We start from the raw sequence: 20,889 nt of genomic DNA, 5'->3' as shown, positions 1-20,889 counted from the left end.
AAAGCCCTATTCAGCCGGCCAAGTGTCCCCGACGAGGGCGAGGCACTCGATGGCGGCGAGGCCCCATTGGGCGGTGCCGTTGGTCGACACGCCGCGGGCTTCGTCCACCGGCCGCAGGACATCGGGTCCCTCCACGCGGGTGCGCTCCGGGGTGACGGTTTCCCAACGATTGTTGCCTTTGAACTCATCCCAGGCGCGCGCCGCCAGGTCGGCCCGTCCCAGCTTGACCGCCGCATAGGCGGTGAGGCGCGCGTGGCCTTGGCGCAGGTTGTTGCCGCGGAAAGCGCGGCCGAGCTGAGCGGTCTGCACTTCGTCGGGCGCGCTGTAGAGCTCGCAATATTGCAGCCAAGCGCGGCGGAACTCCGGCACGTCGAAGTTCTGAATCAACTCCGCACACACCTCGACCAAACCAAAAACGGCGTTGAGATGGGAAATGCCCATGGCATCGGGCGCCGCGAGGGTGAACTCGCCCGTATTGAGGTTCATGGTCATGCCCGCACTGAAGAATCCATTGGGCTGCGCGCCGATGGTGCGCATGCCGTTCACGAGCCGGGTGCGCATCAACTCGCTGCCGGTGCGTTCCCATTCGGTCAACCAAGCGCCCGCCAGCGAACCCCAGTCAGTGCCGAGGCTCAGACCGATCTGGTCCCCCTGGTTCTCACCGCGATCGAGGTCCCCCTGATTCGCGGCATGCGCCAGCTTGCGGCCCGGCGGCACGCGCAGCAGCGCGCGACCGGCTTCGATCTGCGCGCGCATGAGATCGCCGGTGCGCTCGTCACCGGTCAGGTAGTAATAGTAGCGGCGGTTAATGGCCGTGCTGATGCGCAACTGTTTCGCGCTGCAGCCCCAGTGCAGGACATTGTGCCGGGAACCGAGTGGCGCGAACTTGCCGATGTGATGCACATCAACCTCGCCGGTGTGGCGGCACATCGCCTCCGCAAAACGAAAGATGTCCGCCCGACCGCTGCGAAGAAAGGCGAGCCACAGCCAGATATCGGTTGAGAGCTCGGAGTTATCCCAGGCGAAGCCCCCCACATCGTAGCGCCACTCATGACGATCGCTGTCATAGGTGTGCATGACGTCACCATAATTCCAATACCCATACCAGCGGCGCTGCTCACGTTGGTCGTGGTAAAAATCGAAATACCAATCGAGCTTGTCCTCGATGCGGGCCCGGGCGGCGTCGGAACGATCGACCGGCTGCCAGATATCGGTGCCGCCAAACACCCCCGTTGCGCTCAGATGCTCGGGCGTGGTCGTGAGGACGGCCGGTTCCCGCGTCGTCGCGGCCAGCTCGGCCAGGGCCTCGCGCGATGGCGTCGCCCCGCAGAAATCGAGAAACAGTTCGCTGGTCCGCGCCACGCCCATCGGGGTGTCGAAGCCGGGCTCGTAGTCCTCGTAAGTGATCTCGAGCCCGCCATTGTATTGTTTGGCGTAGGTGTCCTGCCCAAGCCCGTCGTGATAGGAACGCAGGTCCATCGCCGGCGCGTCCGGCGACCACATCCAGACCGTCACGGTCGCCGCGTCGGTGGTGGCACCGGTGACGTCGAAACCCGCCGGATAACTCTGCCAGAAGTTGCGCAGACCGAAACCCAGACCGCCCGCCGGGGTGCCCACATAACCGTAGCCGCCGGCGCGCTGGCCCTGCGCCGCGGTCAGCCAAGTGTAACCTTCCTGGGTGCGTTTTCGGATTTGGAAACCATCCGCATTGGGTTGGCTGAGGGTCCACTGATCGTAGGCCGCGATGTATTCAAGTCGGGATGACACGCGCTCATCCCACTCGCTGAGAGGCGGCGTGGCGGTGCCCGCCACCTGTGCCTCGACCACGTCACGACCGGGATAACGCCGCAGGCCGGTGATACCCCGCACCGCTTCGCCGAAGAGGCCGTCGTCTTGACCCGCAAAACGCACATGGCGATCGTGCAGCGCCCCCCGCAGGGCCACGTCGAATCGCAGGCCCAGACCGGTGATGAAGTCCTGGTTTTCGTTACCGTCGAACGTGATCGTGTGCATGACCCGCATCCGGTCGCCGCCGGCGTAAAAGTAGAGCCGCACCACAAACGGCAGCCACTGGCGATCGCCATCACTGTGACGCCCCTCCAGCTTCACCACGGCGCGCACCGGGCCGTCCTGCTCCAGGGTCACGGCGTCGATCACGCCATCAAAGCCATGCTGGCGCGTCACACCCGGTTGGCTGCGATCCTCCAGCAGGCACACCAAACGTCCGTCGCGCGCGATGACCTCCCCGCCCCGCGTGATCTCCGGCACCAGCACACCGCCGGACTTCGCGATGCGCGCCTTGATCACGCCAGTGTCGACGGTGATGCCAGCGGCGTTTTCCCGAGCGGAAAGCGGACGCGCCGGAGTGACCGAAGCGCCCGTGGACACCTCGTAGTGATCGGCCAGGGGCACGTCGGCCGGCACCGCGTGGGCACTCCACTTGAGCGAACCATCGGGCCAAGTAGCCAGTGGCCAGGACTGCACCGGCACCGCGGCGCCGTCCGCGCTTTTCATCGTCAAGCTCCCCGCATCCCGGTGTTGCCCCTGCGGCCAGGACAGGCCCCACGTGGCACCGCCAAACTGAGCCGGCGGCACGCCATCCAGCCACCGCACCGGCGCGGCCCCCGCGGCGGAAGCACGTGGCATGGCGGGCGCGACGGTGCCCGGCGTTTGGGCGCGGGCGGTGGAGACAAACTTGGCGGCGGCGGTGGCGAAAGCGGCGGTGCGAACGAAGTCGCGGCGGGTAACGGGTTTCATGGCGAGTCGAGAAAGGGTTAATCGAGGTGGAAGACCTCGCGCAGGGGTTGGCTGACAGGACTGTTGTCGGGATTGGCCGGCATGATGTCGCCCATGTGCGCCCACCACTTCTGGCATTCAGGCGTTTGGGCGATGGCGTTCCAACGCGCCTCATCCTCGATCTCGGCGTAGGCGAAGAGCTGGCGCGTTTCAGCATGCAAAAAGATGGAGTAGTTGTGCACACCGTGGCTTTTGAGCACGGCCTCCAACTCGGGCCAGATGGGGCGGTGGCGACGCTCGTATTCAGCTTCCTGTCCGGCAGCGACGGACATCACAAAGGCTTGGCGAATCATGGTTCGGACAAAAGGGGTTGGGGTGACGGGCACTTCAACGCGGCGGGGTGAACGTCGCCACGAGGCACCGGGAGGACAGTCCGAATTTGTTTGAAACCAAGTGCGGCGCAACCTGTCTTCGGACAGTTCGCATGCCAAACCCCACCCTGCGCTCCCTGGCCAAGCAACTTGGTCTCTCCCGCACCACCGTGTCCGACGCCCTCCGGGGTTCGCCGCGCGTGAAACAGGACACCATCAAACGGGTGATCGCGGCGGCCGAAGCCGCTGGCTACCAACGCAATCCCCTCACCGGCACCGTGATGTCCTTGCTGCGCCGCTCGGGCGGACAGGATTTCCGCGGCGTGATCGGCGCGATCGACTTCGTGCCGACCAACCGCTCCCAACATGCCCAGCGCTATGCCGATGCGGTCGTGGCCGGCATCAACCTGCGCGCCAGCGAACTGGGGTTTAAAGTGGAACGTTTTGAGGTCGGGCCGAACGGTATGCACCTCAAGCGCCTCGACACGATCCTGCATACGCGCGGCATCCAGGCACTCATCATCCTGCCCGCGGTTGGTTTCCCGGATTTGTCGGATCTCAACTGGAACCGCTACACGGCCGTCTACACCGACTACTTCATCGATCGCCCCGGTTTGCACTGTGTCTGTTCCGACCACTACCGCTCGATGGTGGCGCTGCTCCACGAGGTGCATCGACGCGGCTACCGGCGGCCGGGGCTCTATATGGAGATCCCCTTGGACGAGCGCCTGCAGTTCCGCTGGGAAGGAGCCTTTGTCGCCCTGCAAAAATACCTGCCGGACATCACGGAAGTTCCGCCACTGCGCGTGGGTTCGATCACCGAGAAAAACTTCCGGGAGTGGTTCGAACAGTATCAACCCGACGTTGTGTTTGGCCACGATGGCGACGCGCTCGGGTGGATGAAAAAATCCGGGGCCAAGGTGCCCGAAACCCACGGTTACGTCGCCCTCAATTCCCTGCGTGCGCCGGCCGACAGCGCCTGCCTCGATCTGCAATCCGGCCAACTCGGCGCTCGCGCGGCCGAACTCGTGACCGCCCAGTTGTTGCACAACGAACTCGGCGTGCCGTCACAACCGTCGTTGACCACCATCTCAGCCCTGCTGGTCGAAGGCTACACCCTCCCGGCCAAGAAGCCGACGACGGCCAGGGCTACAGCCAAGAAGAAAGCCCCGGCCAAGAAGACAGCCGGCCGCAAAGTTTCGTCCCGCTAAGGGCCGTGGTCTGAGCTCAGGGCGCGTTCGGAGCTTCGCTCATCAACAGGGCCAGCGCATCCGCGACCACCTGCGCCGTGAGCTCCGCGCCCGCCCACGAGGTGTGGGTGCGCTCGTCGGCAAACATCGCTTCCACCTCGTCGCGGCTGAGCGCATCGTAGCGAGTGGCGACCAGCTCGTTCAGGTCGATAAGCGACACGCGCTCCGCCGCCGCCACTTCGCGGGCGATCGCGGGAAATCCGCCGCCGTTGCGCTCGATGAGGCCCGTCTCCTCATCCCAAATCTTGCGCGGCACCGGCGTGCAAATCACCGGGTGCGCACCGAGCGCCCGGATATCGTTGATGTATCCACGTAGGTAGGACCCGTAGGTGCGCACCACTTCGGTCTCGTGCGTGAGCAGGTTGTAGACGGCTTGGGTCTCGTCGCCAGCGGTGCGAATCGTGCCGCGCGCGCGGCGGTCGTCGGTGAGCGGCGCGGCGTCGTTGTGCCCAAACTGCATGAGCACCCAGTCACCGGGTTTGATCAGGGTCTTGGCGCGGTCCCAGTGGCCCTGGGTAAGAAAGGTGCGCGAACTGAGTCCGCCGATGGCGCGGTTCACCACGTTGACTTCGTCGGGATCAAGGATCTGCGCCAGCGGCTCACCCCAGCCCCACTGGCCGCCGCCTCCGTCGCCCCCGCCGTTGCGCACGGTGGAGTCACCAATGAGCACAATGGACGGCAGCTTGGGGTTGGCCGGCTCGGGCAGGGCGAGCCAACCGATGGAGTCGCTCGGCACACCGGCGCCGGTGCGGTTGAGCCAGTCGTCGAGGCGGTCGATCTTGCCGCGACGCAGGCCCTTGAGGCCGCTCAACATGAAGGCGGCATTGAGCCGGGCACCCTCGTCGTTGGTGTGCACGTAGTCGGCAGTGAAAAAGGTCTTCGCCGCCGGCTCGCCCAGCGCCTGAAAGGTGTCGGCGATGAGGCGGGTGAGGTCGACGAAGCCCAGTTCGTTGCGGGTCGCGAGCTCACGGATCCACTCGCGGTAGTGACCCGAGCCGCGCTCGACCCGACCATCCTCCCAGCGGTCACGCACGGTGAGCGAGGCCAGCACGGGCGTCGCCTCATGGGCGCGCACCTCGTCGATCATCTGCTGCAGGTAGGAGCCGAAGGTGCGCACGATCTCGTGCTCACCGGTGACAATGTTGTCGATCTCCACGGTCTCCTCTCCCAGCCCCGGCAAACTGCCGCGCGAACGTCGGCGCGACTCCGGCACTGACTCGTCTTCATTGACCGGGCTACCGTCATTGTGGCCGAACTGGAGGATCACCACGTCGCCAGCTTTCAACTCCGCCAACAGTTTCGCCCAAAGCCCCTCGGCCATGAAGGTGCGGCTGCTGCGTCCTCCCCGCGCCCGGTTGGCGATGTTCACTTTTTCGGCATCAAACAACGTCGCGAAAGGCTCGGCCCAGCCCTGGATATCGGGGTTGCCGTTGCGGGCGGCGGTGGAGTCGCCGGCGATGAACAGGGTCGGCAAGGCGGGATCAAGCGCGGGGGGGGCGTCGGCCGCCGACAAAAGTGAGATGGCAGCGCAGAGTGACAGGAAAAGGAGACGGAGTTTCATGGGGTTGGGGAAAACCAAATCAGGATGGCGGCTGGGTCGCCTTCGGGCACGGAAAGACAGTCCGAATTATTCCGGCACTGACAACCCTGCCCCGCCCCCATTCCCTGCGTCATGCGACTCCGACTGCTGCCCCTCCTGCCCCTGTTGGTGCTCTCACTGCAGGCCGAATCCGCCGTGCTCAAGCCCGGCCGACTCGACCAATGGGTCGTCGAGCAACAACCCGGCGGCACGGTGGTGATGGAGGACGGCGCGCTGGTCATCACCGACGCCGCCGGCTGCACCGTGTGGTGGCGGGAGGAACTGCAGGCCCCCGTGCGTATCCGCTATCAAATTACAGTGACTTCGGCGGGCCGGGTGTCGGACCTGAACTGTTTCTGGATGGCCACCGATCCGGATCACCCGCACGACTTGTTTGCCGAGGGGCACGGCCGCACCGGCAAGTTCGCAACCTACGACCAACTGCGACTCTATTATGTCGGCTACGGCGGCAACACCAACAGCACGACGCGTTTCCGTCGTTACGACGGCACCGGCGCACGGCCGCTGGACAAACAGAACGACCTGCGCACGCCGGAGTTCCTCCTGATTCCGGATCACACCTACACCATCGAGCTGGCGGTCTCGGCCGACGGCCGTGTCAGCTACACGCGCGACGGCGAAGTCATCTACGCCTTCAAAGACCCCGAGCCCCTGCTCCGCGGCTGGTTCGGCTTTCGCACGGTCGACAGCACCACCCGCGTCACATCCTTCGAAGTCGTCGAGGGAGAATAGCCGACCGCCTAGCGTGACAGCCGAATCGAGGCAGGCTCTCCGGCGGCGAGCGTCAGATTCATTTCGTCGTCGCCCACCCGCAGCGTGATCAGCTGCTCGCGTTCGCTGGTGAAGGTAGCTGCGGTGAGTTTCCCGCCGGCCCACATGAGGTCGACTTCGACGCCGCCGCGGGCACGGAGTCCACGCACGCTGCCCTCTGACCAACCAGAAGGCAGCGCCGGCAGGAGGTGGAGAACACCGGGCTCACTCTGCAGGAGCAGTTCCGCGATGGCCGCGGTGCCGCCGAAGTTGCCGTCGATCTGGAACGGAGGATGGGCGTCCATGAGATTTGGATACGTGCCGCCGCCGTGCACCGTGATACCGTCTTTTTGCCCGGCCGGTTTCAACAGGGAACGCAGGATGTCGGCGGCGCGGCCGCCATTGCCGAGCCGCGCCCAGAGCGCGAGCTTGTGGGCAAGGCACCAGCCCGTGCCACCGTCGCCGCGCAAGTCGAGCGTGGCCGCCGCGGCGGTGGCCAGTTCGGGCGTCGTGCTCGGATGAATCTCGTGGCCCGGATACAATCCCCAGAGGTGGGAGATGTGACGGTGCTGCGGATCGGCGTCCGCATAATCCTCCAACCACTCCATGATGGTGCCGTCGGCACCGATGCGAGTGGGGGGCAGGCGATCGGCTGCCGCCCGCCATCGTTGGCGCAGCTCGGCGTCGACACCGAGCTCCTCGGCCGCGGCGATGGTGGCTTCAAACAGGTAGCGCAGCACTTGATTGTCGAAGGTCGGCCCCATGCAAACGTGCGCGGTGGAGCCATCGGGCAAAATGAAGCCGTTCTCCGGTGAGTTGGCCGGCGCCGTCACCAGCCAGTTGTGCGACGGCTCGGCGATGAGCATATCGAGATAAAACTTCGCCGAACCTTTCATCAGCGGATAGGCCCGCTGCAGGAACGCCGCATCGCCGTTGAAGAGGTAGTGGTCCCACAGGTGTTGGCAGAGCCAGGCCGACCCCGTGGTGGTCGCGCCCCAGTTGGCGCCTTCTCCAGGCGAAGTGAAACCCCAGGGGTTCGAGAGCACGTGGGCGACCCAGCCATCGGCATCGTAATATTTGCGTGCGGTCACGGCCCCGGGTCCAGTGAGCGATTCGACAAGGGAAAAGAGCGGATCGTGCAGTTCACTCAGGTTGCACACCTCGGCCGGCCAATAATTCATCTGCACGTTGATGTTGAGGTGCCAGTCGCCATTCCAGGTCGTCTGCACGCCATCGGCCCACAAGCCCTGCAGGTTGGCGGGCAGTCCACCCGGCCGCGACGAGGCGATGAGCAGGTAGCGGCCAAAGTCGAAGTAGAGCTGGGCCAGGCGTGGATCGTTCGCCCCGTCCCATTGCGCCGCCAGGCGGGCGGCCGTTGTCGGCATAGGCGGGGCGGGGCCATCGAGATGCAGGGCGACGCGATCGTAGAACGACCGATGGTGCGCGACGTGAGCGTTGCGGAGGACCGAATAGGAGACCTCCGCCGCGGCGGCGAGATCGGCCGCCACGGTCGCGGCGGGATCATCGGAGCGACGACCGGCAAAAGACCTCATGTCGGTGATCCCAGCGGCCAGCACCGTAACGGCGTTGGCGGCGTCAACTCGGATGGTGCCGTCTTCGTAGGATGTTACGTTTCCTCCCCGGACCTGAAGTTTCACCCCCGCGGCGAAGCGCACCCCGTGCGCATCGTCGACGCCATCGTTGAGCTGGCCAGTCAGCAAAAGACCATCAGCCGTAGCGACGGTGGTGAACCGTTCCGGTCGATCGAGACGCAACGTAAAACTGATCTGCCCACCGCGATCGGCCGTCAGCTGCGACACCACGACCTCGTGCGGCTGACTAACAAAGGTCTCACGCCGAAAGGTGGTGCCCCCCTGGACGTAGCGGGTGTAAGCGATGGCATCGGCGAGATCGAGAGAACGGTGATAGTCCGAAAACGAGGCGCCCTCAAAGGGTCGGTCAAACTCGAGCCAAAGATCCGCCAGCAACTGATACGAACCGTAGGGGACATCGGCGCCGCGCCCATGTCCCGAACCGGCGCCGGCGGCGGTGAAGTTGGCCGCGACAAGCTGCTCGGCGGCCGCGTTGTCGCCGGTCAGCAACAGGCGGCGGATTTCCGGCAGGGCCGCGGCGGCGTCGGGCCGGTCGGAATCCTGCGGTGAACCCGACCACATACCGGTTTCGTTGAGCACGATACGTTCGCGGATCGGATCGCCGAAAGGCATCGCCCCCAGTCGACCGTTGCCCAGCGGAATCGCGGCGGTGAAGTGATCCGCCGGGGCGTCAAAGGTCACGTGGCGCTCCGGCCAGCTGCGCGGATCGCGCAGACGGTCCACCAGCTCACGCGGCACTGCGATCACCGTGCCATGGCGCACTCGCTCAGGCGTGCCCTCAAAGGGCAGCTCGAGCTCGGCCGACGCATCCTCCCAATGCACCAGATCATTCGAGCGGAGCGCACCGTAGTGACGGTCTCGATACGCATCGTAGAGCAGAATCGCCGCGCCGTCGGCCATGAAGGCGGTGGGGCCCTCGACCCAAACGCCCGCCGGCGTGATGGGGGAACCGAGTTCGCCAAAGGGGCCTTGCGCCGTCGCCGCGGGGGCCACGCGCAGGTGTTTTCTGGGCGGATTCACCGTCTCGTCCTTCACGATCCAGTGCAACGCCCCCGCGTCATCGCGCAGGAAAGTGGCGTCGATCACACTGAACCCCGGATCATAGAAGACCCGGGTCGGGGTGAATGTCTGCCAGTCCCGCGTGGCGGTCGCATACATGCGATGATTGTAGGCACTCTCGGACGTGCCGGCGGTTTCGGTAAAACGGTCCGGCATCGTGGACGCCCAGAAGATCACAAATTCGCCCGCCGCATCGTCGTAAAACACCTCCGGAGCCCACGAGTTTCGCACGGTCGGTTCGTGCGCCATGACCGGGATCGCGCGCGGAGTGGACCAGGTGATGAAGTCGGTGGTGGACGCGTAGCCGATGTGATTCTCGTTCCAACCACTGGTCCAGACCATGTGGTAGGTGCCGTCGGGACCACGCGCCACACACGGATCGCGCATGAGTTTTTCACCTTGGCCGATGGTCGCCGGCAGAACCGACCGACCCTCGTTGAGCGGATGCCATTTGAAGCCGTCCTCACTCCAAAGCAGGTGCAGGCCATCGGTGCCATTGCCCGTGAAGTAGGTGAAAAGGTAGGCGGTGTCGGCGGCGCGCGCGGGCGCGACACAGCAGAGGACCAGCAGGGCGCTTTTTAAGCACCAAAGAACACGGCTGAACACAGATGACTTCGATTTCACTGATCCGGGTCCAGCTGCGTTCATTCGTGGTTTCATCGCCCTGAATCCCTACGCGCCGGCGGCGGCGCGGAGGAGCATCCAGAAGGCCCCGAGGATGCCGAAGGAGACCGCCAGGCAGGCGATGAAGCCGACGGCATCGACCTTGTTCCACTTGGTGAATTCCCAGACGGAGTCGCGGCCAAAGAGTTTGGTGTCGTCAAACCGACCCGGCTCACGCGCGGTTTGCGCCATGGCCTCTTCCTCCAGGGCCGGCGTCGCCCCGACGGGAGTCTTCATCTTGCCAAAAAAGAGGTCGGTGCGGCGCTGGTCAGGCGCACGGGTGAGGCGGCTCACGATCCACAGCACAAGGAAGGGGAAGAGGCCGTCGTAGATGAAGCGGGCGGCGTTCCGGCCCGACGGGGAAAGCGCGGCGACGTCGAGACCGAGTTTATCGAGCACCACCAGCTCCAGGTGCAGGCGCTTTTGACCAATGAAGGGCGAGGTGGGGTCCTCGGCGTTCTCGCGCACCACGGTATCGAAGAAGACCGGCATGGGTTTGCCGTTGAAGTCGACTTGCTGCGTGAGCGTCTCGCTGCGGGTCACACTGTCGAGGCTGGGCGCAACGAGCGAAGGGACGATGATGTTGAGCACGGCCGAGATGATGACCGTGGCCCAGACCGCGGTGGAGGTGAGACGGCGCCAGAAGAAGATGAGCATGACCGACGCGCCAAAGGGCACGTTGACGGTGAGCATGAGCTGCACGACCTGGTAGACGTCGCTCATGTTGGCCGCGGCGTAGACCCCGATCGCCAGGATGCCGACGATGGCCCAGCGGCCGGTGCGCACCATTTGGGTGGGCGTGGCGTCGGGCACGAGGTAACCGTAGACGTTGCGGGTGAAGAGCGCCGAGACCGCCATCGTTTGCGAGGCGATGGTCGACATGTTGGCGGCGAGCAGGCCGGCCATCATGAGGCCAAGGAAGCCGGGCTTGAGCAGTTGCAGGGACATCATGCCCCAGGCGGAATCGGGATCGGAGAGCTTATCGGCTCCCTGATAGAGCGCGATCGCGATCAGACCGCAAAAGGCCCAGAGGATGATCATGATGCGCTTGGCGTAGGTGCCGGAGACTGCGCCAAAGCGGGCGGCATACTCATCCTTGGCCGAGCCGGACACACTCATGTTGCCGATGATGCCGTGGATCTGGACGATGGAGATGAGGAAGATGCCAAAGAGTTCCCAGCCACCTATGCTCGAGGCCCCTCCCCCACCGAGGAGGTTAAACATATCGGGAGGCACTCGCTCGGCGAGCTGACTCCAGCCACCGATGGCGGCGAGACCGAAGGGGATGAGGATGATCGAGAAGATAACAATGAGCGTGCCTTGAAAGGCCTCGTTGATCGCAGCCGCCTCGAGCCCCCCCATGACGATGTAGGCGCCGACCACGAGCGAGTAGAGGATGTAGTAGGCCCACTTGCCGGTGGAGCTATCGAGCCAGGAAACGAAGCTGCGCAATTCGCCGCGTTTGTTGAGGTCGCGGAGGGTCTCGAGCCGGGACTCATCCGCGACGCTGAGCGCGCCGGCCGTGGCGCTCACCTCCAGCGCGCGGAGCTCGCGGTAACCTTCCACGGAGACCCGTTCCTCGGCGGTCCAGCGGGCCTCGGGTTTCACCAGCAGCGAGGACGTGACCTTGTAACCCACGAGGTTGCCGAAGCCGATGATGACGATGACCGTCGCGACGATCTGAAAGATGGCGTAGAACCGGGCCAAACTGCGCGTGCCGAAGCGGTCCTCGAAAAGATCGGCCACGGTGACAAGGCGCACACGTCGGAACCACGGGTTCATGAACCAATAATAGGGATTCATGAAGAGCGTCTGCAGCGAGAGCCACACGCCCGACGCCCCCTTTTGGTAAACGAGGGAGGCGGTGCTGACGGCCCCGTTGGCGTCGGTCGCATTGCCGAAGTTAAGGAAGAACTGGTAGAGCTTGCCCAGCTTGCGACCGGCGAGGAAGTAGCCCTCCTCGGTCTTCGAGGCGGCGGCGGCGCGGCGACCGATGTAAATGACGACCGCGAGGTAGGCAAAGATGACGAGCAGGTCGACGAGGTGGAGACTGCCGAAACGCATGGGGTATTCAGGTTTTGGTGACTGGTGCCACCGGGCTTCGCCAGCGGGGCGAAAAGGGGTTGAATGGGAAAGTGCCGGGCCTCACGGCGCTGGCGAGGCAAACCGCACTCAAGACGGATGGCGCATTGCGCCCGCCCCCCGGCTCACCGGCAACGGATGCCCGTTTCTGACAGTTCGCGCCCACCGCGGCGGGCGCCTCAAAACGCGGTGACGAGCTCGATGGTCCAGACGTCATCCAAGGAGCTGACGACGACCCGGTAGAGCCCCGGTTCCGGTAGTTCGATCCCGAAGCCGCTCCAGCCTTCCAACAGCAACTGCTCCATCCAGGCCGGAGCCACGCCTTCAATCACCTCACAATCACCGTCCCACGGTGCATACCACGCTCCCACCAAGCGGTCCTGCGCATCGTAGACCTCGACCCACAACGAAGCGAAGAGCGCGTGCTCCACGCCGATTTCGAGATGCCGCTCCACCTCAGTCTCGCGCGACAAGGTATTGGCGAGCAGGGGCGAGGACAGGATTCCGAACAGGAGAACGGCCAACAGGCCTGACGGGGGCTTCATGGGAAATGAGGTCGACAAAGGGGGGGAGGTGGCGAACGCGTTCATCGTGTGACGCGCGCCAACGGGCAAGGTTTCAGGAAGTCACCCGCAATGCAAAAAAGAACACCCCCGGACCGAAGCGGCCCGAGGGTGTGATAACCTAAACCCAAGACAAACCGGCCAGGATCAGAACTCGAACTTGGTCGAGAGGATGAACTGGCGCGGATCGACAATGCGGTAGGCATTGGGCGAACCGTCGTAGTTCACGCCGACGGTCTGGAGGCCACCGTCCTCGAAGACGTTCACCACGTTGAGCTGGGTCTTCATGCGCACCCGATCGTTGAAGACCTTGGTGGTGTGGGAGATCCAAAGGTCAACGTAGGTGTTGGACGAGTCGTAGATAGGCCGGCTGGTGTCGGACAGGGTGAGGTCCGGATTGCCACTGCCGGGGTTGACCTTGCCGTAGTAGCCGATGACCGCCTTGTCCTCCCAACGGGCACTACCGCCGACGGAGAAGCCCTTGAAGCGGCCTTCATCGAAGGTGTAGTTGGTGAGGAAGGACCAGCGATACTTGCGCTGGCCGGGAGCGGCCTGACCGTCGAGGTCACGGGCGATGGCATACTGCGGGAGCACGACGGCGTCGTAATACTGCTGCGGGTTGGTGATGTTGTCCGCGTTCTCCAGCCGGATTTCGTTACGGTAACCGTAGCTGCTCAGGAAGGAGCCGTAGTTGTATTCACGGCCATTGTCCGCGACGAAGGGCTGGGCGTATTGCGCATACTGCGGCAGCAGGAAGTCGGCGGCGCGGGCGGAGCTCCACACCGGGTAGCGGACGTCATACCACGCATCGAATTCCTTCAACACGTTGGAGTATTTGGTCTCCTGCTCGCCCGCGGTGAACTTCATCGTCCAGTTGCGGTTCGGGTTGTAGGTGAGCTGCACCTCCACGCCCTCGGCCACGGCGTCGCGAGTGGCGTAAATGCTGCCGATGTCGGTGTAATAATCGAAGGGCAGACCCCAGATGGCGGCGGCCTCATCCTCAAGTTGGTCGATTTCAGCCTGGCTCCAACCGTCGGTGTTGAAGTCGGTGCGGACCGTCGGGTCGAGGCCCCGGTTGATCATGGCGAGCTCCATTGCCCAGTTGCGGAACAAGGTCGTGTCGACGTTGCCGGTGAGGCGGGAGATCGAGGTGCCCGGGTTGGTGCGCTCGTCCTGATTGGTGGCCTTGAACCAGTTCACCCGGGCGAACAGCTTGTCGTCGAAGAGGGAGAACTGGAAGCCCCAGTCTTCGCCCTCGCCCGTCGGCTTGGGCAGCTGGTTGCCGAAGGCGTCCACCTGCGCGGCGGGCGGCGGGTTGAAGTTGTCCGACTTGTTGTAGGAGAAACCGAGGCTGCGCACGAACTGGTGCCACTGCGAACCGTTGTTCGCCTTGTCCTCAATCCCATCCCACTTGGCAAACGGACGCAGCACGGCGCCGGTGGTGCGGGTGGTGCCGCTGAGCTCATCCCAGTAGTTGAAGCGCTTGAGCACGGTATCGGTCTGGAACCAACCGTCGATGAACTGCTCGGCGGAGGTCATGCCGGGTTCGATTTGGTTGCCGCCCGGACCGTCGAGGATGGCGCCGGTGGTGGTGTTGCGGGCCTTGTAGTCATCCTTGCGGACACCAAAGGTCGTGATGAGGCGGTCGTTCCAGAAGTTGGAGGTGATGCCGAAGCTGCTGGAATCCACGATGCGCTCGGTGGCGCCGGTGGAGGCACTCATGTCGATGTAACCCATGGTGGTGCCGAGGGTCCGCCACTCGGAGTGATTGTAGTCGTAATACGAATACCGACCGTTGTAGGTGAGGTCGTTGAACTTGCCCGAGGAACGCGTGACGGTGCCGTAGGGATCGCCGGGGTTGCTCAGGTAATAATTGCGCACGTTGGAGCGGCGTTGACGGCTCCAGCCGGCGGAGGCCGGGTTGAGCGCCCAGTAGATGGTGCCGTTCTCGATCTGGTCGTCCTCGATCTCGTAGAGGCGCTTGCGGATGAAGGTCGAGCTGACGTCATTGCGGCTGAAGAGGCCGAGCAACTGGTGACGACCGAGCCACTTGGTGATGCCGTCGTTGTCGGTGAAGTCGGGCGTCCACGCGAGCATGGCGCGGTAGTTGTCATTCACCTGGGTGTGGACGAACTGGTCGGGCTCGAAGTCCTGCACGTAGGTCTGGCCGAGGTAGGGATTGGGCGATCCGTCGGGCAGCTTGACGTTGGTGTCGACGAAGAGCGTCGCGACATTGAGCTGCGAGATGGTGTAGTTCACCGCGTCCTCGAAGTCCTGGCGGAACCAGCCGGCGCTGAAGTTGAGCGACGGGAGGATCTCCTGCTCGAGTTCGACGTTGTAGGTCGTGTTCTCCTGGTGACCGAAGTTCTGTTCCAGAATGTTCACCTTCTCCCAGTTGTAGATGCTCTTGTCGGAGACCCCCGGGTAGCGGTAGCTGCCCACGCCATTGCCGGTGGCGGACCAGAAGCCCGATTCGGTGTAGGTGTTGTTGTAGGCTTGGTCCCACGCCGGGTTGGCGAAGATATCGGCTTCCGCGTAGGGGAAAACCGGACCGTTCGCGAGCGGATTGGAGGGCGTGCCGTAGAAGGTGCGGTAGCGGGCGGCATCGCTGAAGAACCAGTTCTGGATCGCACCGTCCTGAATCTGCAGTCGGGGACGGTTGGTGTTACCGATCCACATACCGGGGGTGTAGAACACGCCGCCGATCGTGGTGAAGGCACCACCGCCGAAGATCGGCGCGCCGTTGTAACGCGTGCGGTCACCATTCCACAGCGCCGGGTTGTAGTTCGGCAGGCTTTCGATGTAGGCCCGCGTGTCGTTGATGCGGGGCGAGCCGGTGCGGAGCGCGACCGGGCCGCGCACTTCGCCGGTGACGGTGCTGATCTGCATGCCGGTGGTGGCATCAAAGGTCCAGCCCCCGCCGCTGCGCCACTCGGTCACGGTGTCGCGGGGCGTCAGGGTGTTCGGGCGACGGTTGTCGTTGTCATACTGCTCGATGTTGGCACGGATGACCGTCTTTTCGAAGGGACGGAAGGTGAGCGCACCATACATGCGCGTGGTGTCATCGTAGGACGGCTTGCGCTGGAAGCGGCGATTGTCCGACAGGATGGCGCCGTAGATGGCGAGTTTGTCGTCGATCAGACCCTTGTTGAAGGTCGCGGCGGCGCGGAAGGAACCGTTGTCGTCCACGCGGAAGGAAGCCGAGTAGTTTTCCTTGTTGAGGACGGCCTGCGCGGTGCTCTGATTCACGATACCGGCCGGGCTGCCCATGCCGAAGAGCATGGAGTTCGGACCGCGGCTGATCTCGATCGACTGCACGTTGTAGGCATCGAACGGCACCTGTGAGATCGTGGGATAATAATTCTGCGCCGAGCTCGGCGTGCCGAGGCCGCGCACGCGGTTGGCCACCGCGTTGGTCTGCGGGATACCGTCACCGCCATGGGTGTAACCGGCGTTCACGTCGACCACACCATCGTTGCGCAGCGATTGAATCGCCGGCGTGTAGGTCGAGGAACCCTCGGTGTTGGCTTCATAACGGAAGACATCGTTGATGTCCGTTGAGGCGGTGTCTTCCAGCTGCTGCGCCGTGATCACCGTGATCGAAGCCGCCAGATCGGCGACATTGGTGCGCATGCGGGAACCCGCGAGGGTGTTCTGGGCGAAGTAACCCTGGTCCTTGGTCGTATCGACCTGGAAGGGCGTGAGGGTGATGATGTCATCTTCGTTTTCGTCAGTCGCAGCGGTGGAGTCGTTGGTGGACTGAGCGAAGGCCGTGCCGCCCAGCGCTAAGGCGAGGGCCAACAGGGCTTGCGGTCGGCCCATAGGCCGGACCACACGGGGAGATCGTCGGGAGATCATTTTGCTTGGGGGTTGGGTGTCTTGGGTCGCTGCTCCACTCCAAGAGGGCACACCACAACACTTGGCCAATTCCAGAACGGAAGACGAAAGCGTGAGCGGGTATCCTTGGGGTCGAGAGGCGGGGTTCGGGCGGTGCCTCGGAGGCACCCGCTCGGGATTGATCTGCTCATGAGCCAAGCGAATCTGCCTGCACAGCGAACCGAGATTCGGACAGTTCGCAGCCCTCATCGCACTGTCAGAATCGAACCCCTGCGTCCCCTGCCCGCCCGGGAGGAAAATAAAACACCCCCGGGCGGACCGCCCGGGGGTGTGTGCATACCTTAACTAAACTGCGATCGAGCGGCGCTCAGAACTCGAACTTGGTCGAGAGGATGAACTGACGCGGATCGACAATGCGGTAGGCATTGGGCGAACCGTCGTAGTTCACGCCGACGACGCGGAGACCGCCGCTCTCGAAGGCGTTGACCACGTTGAGCTGGGTCTTCATGCGCACGCGGTCGTTGAAGACCTTGGTGGTGTAGGAGACCCAGAGATCAACGTAGGTATTGGAGCTGTCGTAGATCGGACGGGAGGTGTCGGACAGGGTGAGGTCCGTCGAACCTGTGGCGACATTCGGCTTACCGTAGTAACCGATGATGGCCTTGTCTTCCCAACGGGTGCTGCCACCCACGGAGAAGCCCTTGAGGAGGCCTTCGTCGAAGGTGTAGTTGGTGAGCAAGGACCAGCGATACTTGCGCTGACCCGGAGCGGCCTGGCCTTCGAGATCGGAGGCGATCGCATACTGCGGCGTGACCACACCGTCGTAATAGAGCTGGGCGTTGGTGAGGCCCCAGCGGTTGTCGAGGCGGATGTTGCTGTTGTAGCCGTAGGAGGACCAGAAGTCCGTGAGGTCGACCTCAACACCGTTGTTCATGGTGTAGCTGGCGAACTGCTGATACTGCGGGAGCAGGTAGTCGGCGGCGCGAGCGGAGGACCACACCGGATTGCGCACGGCGAACCAGTCGTCGAATTCCTTCAACACGTTGGAGTATTTGGTCTCCTGCTGACCGGCGGTGAACTTCATCGTCCAGTTGCGGTTCGGGTTGTAGGTGAGCTGGAACTCCATACCTTCGGCGACGGCATCACGCGTGGCGTAGATGGTGCCGATGTCGGTGTAGTAATCGTAGGGCAGACCCCAGATGGCGGCCGTGTCTTCCTCGAGTTGGTCGATCTGACTCTGGCTCCAACCATCGGTGTTGAACATGTCACTGGTGGGATCGAGACCCGAGTTGATCATGGCGATGGTCTGGGCCCAGTTGCGGAACAAGGTGGTGTCGACGTTGCCGGTGAGGCGGGAGATCGAGGTGCCCGGATTGGTGCGCTCGTTCTGATTGGTCGCCTTGAACCAGTTCACGCGGGCGAACAGCTTGTTGTCGAAGAGGGAGAACTGGACGCCCCAATCCTCACCCTCGCCGGTCGGCTTCGGGAGCGGATTGCCGAAGGCATCCACCTGCGCCGCGGGCGGCGGGTTGAAGTTGTCCGACTTGTTGTAGGAGAAGCCCAGGCTGCGAATGAACTGATGGAACTGCGAGCCGTTGTCGGCGCGGTCCTCAATGCTGCCCCAATTGTCGAACGGACGCAGCACGGCCCCCGTGGTGCGGGTGGTGCCGCTGAGCTCATCCCAGTAGTTCCAGCGCTTCATGACGAGGTCGGTCTGGAAGTGACCGTCGATGAACTGCTCGGCCGAAGTGAGACCCGGCTCGAGCTGCTCGCCGCCGGCCGACGCGAGGATGGCGCCGGTGGTGGTGTTGCGGGCTTTGTAGTCATCCTTGCGCACACCGAAGGTGGTCACGAGGCGGCCGTTCCAGAGGTTGCTGGTGATACCGAGACTGGAGGAATCAACGATGCGCTGGGTGGCACCGGTGCCCCACGGGGTGTCGATGAAGCCCATGGTGGTGCCGAGGCCGCGCCACTCGGAGTTGTTGTAGTCGTAGTAACCGCGACGACCGTTATAGGTGTCGTTGTTGAAGTAACCCTGGTCGCGGGTAACCTGGCCGAGCGGCTGGGAGCCGGGATTGGCGAGATAATACATACGCTGGTTGGAGCGGCGCAGACGGGTCCAGTCGGCAGCGGAGGGATCCTGTTGCCAGAAGATTGTGCCATTGGCGATCTGGTCGTTTTCGAGTTCGAACCAACGCTTGCGGATGAAGGTCGACTCCACGTCGTTGCGGCTCACCAAACCGAGCACCTGATGGCTACCGAGCCACTTGGTCCAGTTGTCGTTCTGGGTGAAGTCCGGCGTCCAGGCGAGGAGCGCGCGGTAGTTGTCATTCACCTGGGTGTGGACGAACTGGTCGGGATCGAAGTCCTGCACATAGGGCGCGCCGAAGAAGGGATTCGGCGAACCGTCCGGCAGCGAGATGTTGGTGTCGACGAAGATGGTCGCGACGTTCAGCTGCGAGATGGTGTAGTTCACCGCATCCTCGAAGTCCTGGCGGAACCAGCCGGCGCTCAAGTTGAGGCTGGGGAGGATCTCCTGCTCGAGTTCCACATTGTAGGTGGTGTTTTCCTGATGGGCGAAGTTGGACGCCAGGATGTTCACCTTTTCCCAATCGTAGATGCTCTTGTCGGTCACGCCCGGGTAGCGGTAGCTGCCCACGCCGGCCGGCTGCGTCCAAAGGTAGGACTCGGTGAAGACGGTGTTGTAGGCCGCGTCCCAAGCCGGGTTGGCGAAGATGTCCGCCTCTTCATAGGGATAAATCGGGCCGTTGGGATTGCCGTAGTAGGTGCGATAGCGATCGGCGCTCCAGTAGTTCCAATTGACGACCTCGCCGTCCTGGATCTGCAGCTTCGGCCGCGAGCCGTTGCCCAGGCCCATGCCCGGGGTGTAGAACACCGAACGCGAATCGGTGAAGGCGTTGCCGCCCCAGATATTGACCCCGTTGTATTGGGTCATGTCACCATTCCATAGCGCGTCGTCGTAGCCCGGCAGGTTCATGATGAACGTGCGGGTGTCATCGATGCGGGGAGAGCCGGGGCGCATCGCAACCGGACCGCGCGCTTCACCGGTGATGGTGCTGTGCTGCATACCGGTCGCGGCATCGAAGGCCCAGCCACCACCTTGGCGCCACTCCGACACGGTGTCGCGCGGCGTCAGGGTATTCGGACGACGGTTGTCGTTGTCATACTGCTCGATGTTGGCGCGGATGACCGTCTTCTCAAAGGGACGGAAGGTGAGCGCGCCATACATGCGGGTGGTGTCATCGTAGGACGGCTTGCGCTCGAAGCGCTTGTTGTCCGACAGGATCGCGCCGTAGATGGCGAGTTTGTCGTCGATGAGACCCTTGTTGAAGGTCGCCGCGACCCGGTAGGAACCGCGATCATCAACGCGGAAGGAGGTCGAATAGTTCTCCTTGTTGACCACCGCCTGCGCGGTGCTCTGATTCACGATACCGGCCGGACTGCCCATACCGAAGAGCATGGAGTTCGGACCGCGGCTGATCTCGATCGACTGCACGTTGTAGGCGTCAAACGGCACCTGCGAAATCGTCGGATAGAAATTCTGGGAGGAGCCCGGAACACCGAGACCACGCACCCGATTGGCCACGGCGTTGGTCTGCGGATTGCCATCACCACCGTGGGTGTAACCGGCATTCACGTCGACCACACCGTCGTTACGCAGCGACTGGATCGCCGGCGTGTAGGTGGAGGAACCTTCGGTGTTGGCTTCGTAGCGGAAGACATCGTTGATGTCGGTCGAAGCGGTGTCTTCCAGCTGCTGCGCCGTGATCACCGTGATCGACGCTGCCAAGTCGGCGACGTTGGTGCGCATGCGGGAACCCGCGAGGGTGTTCTGGGCGAAGTAGCCCTGATCCTGAGTCGTATCGACCTGGAACGGAGTGAGGGTGATGATGTCCTCGTCTTCATCGGAAACGGAAGCGGTGTCTTCCGTGGATTGTGCGTAGGCCGTGGCGCCTAGCGCGAGAGCCAGCAGGGATCGCGGAACGCGACCAAACAGACTCCGGGGGGTGGAGGGTTTCTGCATCATTTGTAGCTTGGGGTTGGGTAGTGGTCGGAACCGACGAACGCGAAAATACGCAGTCCGTGATTCCAACCAAAGTTTAGTTCCCCAAAGGGAACAGGGATTGAGGGAAGGGGAGGGGGTGCCTAGCAAAAGCCCCACGACTCAGAAAGCCGCAGCACTCAAAAGCGATGCGGTGATAACAGGTGCGCAGTCCCGGTTCGACAACGACCCCACTGTCGGACAGTCCGACGGCCCGCCAAAACCACCGCCAGGCACCGGTCACGGTTTCTGCTGACACGGACAAATTCACCCTGGAACCGTCGTATTCGATTTTTCGATAC

Annotated in this window: 10 protein-coding genes; 2 read left to right on the top strand and 8 right to left on the bottom strand. The window is 63.5% G+C overall.

What is annotated here, in order from left to right; translation table 11 throughout:
* Window positions 1-6: 6 nt before the first annotated feature.
* Window positions 7-2,757 carry an exo-rhamnogalacturonan lyase family protein gene (locus AC0MRV_RS10940; RefSeq protein WP_472764505.1) on the bottom strand — a complete coding sequence of 917 codons (2,751 nt, stop codon included), beginning with the start codon at window positions 2,755-2,757 and terminating at the stop codon, window positions 7-9.
* A gap of 17 nt (window positions 2,758-2,774) precedes the next feature.
* On the bottom strand, window positions 2,775-3,089 hold the full coding sequence (rhaM, locus tag AC0MRV_RS10935) for an L-rhamnose mutarotase (RefSeq protein ID WP_472764504.1): 315 nt from the start codon (window positions 3,087-3,089) through the stop codon (window positions 2,775-2,777).
* 131 nt (window positions 3,090-3,220) lie between these two features.
* On the opposite strand from rhaM, the gene AC0MRV_RS10930 reads away from it, so the two are divergent.
* The gene (locus tag AC0MRV_RS10930) at window positions 3,221-4,318 is read left to right on the top strand and encodes a LacI family DNA-binding transcriptional regulator (RefSeq protein ID WP_472764503.1); all 1,098 of its coding nucleotides are present in this window, start codon (window positions 3,221-3,223) and stop codon (window positions 4,316-4,318) included.
* Between the two features lie 16 nt (window positions 4,319-4,334).
* Here the strand turns inward: AC0MRV_RS10930 and AC0MRV_RS10925 are convergent, their stop codons facing one another.
* A complete protein-coding gene (locus AC0MRV_RS10925) occupies window positions 4,335-5,918 on the bottom strand; it encodes a GDSL-type esterase/lipase family protein (protein WP_472764502.1) in 1,584 nt (527 codons plus the stop codon).
* 111 nt (window positions 5,919-6,029) lie between these two features.
* Here AC0MRV_RS10925 and AC0MRV_RS10920 point away from each other — a divergent pair, with 111 nt between their 5' ends.
* A complete protein-coding gene (locus tag AC0MRV_RS10920; protein ID WP_472764501.1) occupies window positions 6,030-6,689 on the top strand; it encodes a DUF6250 domain-containing protein in 660 nt (219 codons plus the stop codon).
* An 8-nt stretch (window positions 6,690-6,697) separates the two neighbouring features.
* On the opposite strand, the gene AC0MRV_RS10915 is transcribed toward AC0MRV_RS10920, so the two are convergent.
* The 5 genes from AC0MRV_RS10915 to AC0MRV_RS10895 all read right to left on the bottom strand — a co-directional run bounded on the left by AC0MRV_RS10915 (window position 6,698) and on the right by AC0MRV_RS10895 (window position 20,572).
* A complete protein-coding gene (locus AC0MRV_RS10915; protein WP_472764500.1) occupies window positions 6,698-9,985 on the bottom strand; it encodes a glycosyl hydrolase family 95 catalytic domain-containing protein in 3,288 nt (1,095 codons plus the stop codon).
* Window positions 9,986-10,051: 66 nt separating this feature from the next.
* Complete coding sequence (locus AC0MRV_RS10910) at window positions 10,052-12,106, bottom strand: sodium:solute symporter family protein (protein WP_472764499.1); 2,055 nt, start codon at window positions 12,104-12,106, stop codon at window positions 10,052-10,054.
* 197 nt (window positions 12,107-12,303) lie between these two features.
* Window positions 12,304-12,669 (bottom strand): hypothetical protein, encoded by a 366-nt coding sequence (locus AC0MRV_RS10905; RefSeq protein WP_472764498.1) that lies wholly within the window; start codon window positions 12,667-12,669, stop codon window positions 12,304-12,306.
* 165 nt (window positions 12,670-12,834) lie between these two features.
* Window positions 12,835-16,509: a TonB-dependent receptor plug domain-containing protein gene (locus AC0MRV_RS10900; RefSeq protein WP_472764497.1), complete on the bottom strand. Its 3,675-nt coding sequence runs from the start codon at window positions 16,507-16,509 to the stop codon at window positions 12,835-12,837.
* A gap of 382 nt (window positions 16,510-16,891) precedes the next feature.
* A complete protein-coding gene (locus AC0MRV_RS10895; RefSeq protein WP_472764496.1) occupies window positions 16,892-20,572 on the bottom strand; it encodes a TonB-dependent receptor plug domain-containing protein in 3,681 nt (1,226 codons plus the stop codon).
* Window positions 20,573-20,889 lie beyond the last annotated feature (317 nt).

The organism is Actomonas spartinae (assembly GCF_051209155.1).
Classification (GTDB): domain Bacteria; phylum Verrucomicrobiota; class Verrucomicrobiia; order Opitutales; family Opitutaceae; genus Actomonas.
Note: the sequence above shows the minus strand (reverse complement) of the source record. Positions and strands in the feature narration are given on the sequence as shown.

Coding starts and splice junctions, on each gene's coding strand:
- AC0MRV_RS10905 (WP_472764498.1), bottom strand. CDS start 12,669: ATGAAGCCCCCGTCAGGCCTGTTGGCCGTTCTCCTGTTCGGAATCCTG.
- AC0MRV_RS10920 (WP_472764501.1), top strand. CDS start 6,030: ATGCGACTCCGACTGCTGCCCCTCCTGCCCCTGTTGGTGCTCTCACTG.
- AC0MRV_RS10895 (WP_472764496.1), bottom strand. CDS start 20,572: ATGATGCAGAAACCCTCCACCCCCCGGAGTCTGTTTGGTCGCGTTCCG.
- AC0MRV_RS10940 (WP_472764505.1), bottom strand. CDS start 2,757: ATGAAACCCGTTACCCGCCGCGACTTCGTTCGCACCGCCGCTTTCGCC.
- AC0MRV_RS10925 (WP_472764502.1), bottom strand. CDS start 5,918: ATGAAACTCCGTCTCCTTTTCCTGTCACTCTGCGCTGCCATCTCACTT.
- AC0MRV_RS10900 (WP_472764497.1), bottom strand. CDS start 16,509: ATGGGCCGACCGCAAGCCCTGTTGGCCCTCGCCTTAGCGCTGGGCGGC.
- AC0MRV_RS10910 (WP_472764499.1), bottom strand. CDS start 12,106: ATGCGTTTCGGCAGTCTCCACCTCGTCGACCTGCTCGTCATCTTTGCC.
- rhaM (WP_472764504.1), bottom strand. CDS start 3,089: ATGATTCGCCAAGCCTTTGTGATGTCCGTCGCTGCCGGACAGGAAGCT.
- AC0MRV_RS10930 (WP_472764503.1), top strand. CDS start 3,221: ATGCCAAACCCCACCCTGCGCTCCCTGGCCAAGCAACTTGGTCTCTCC.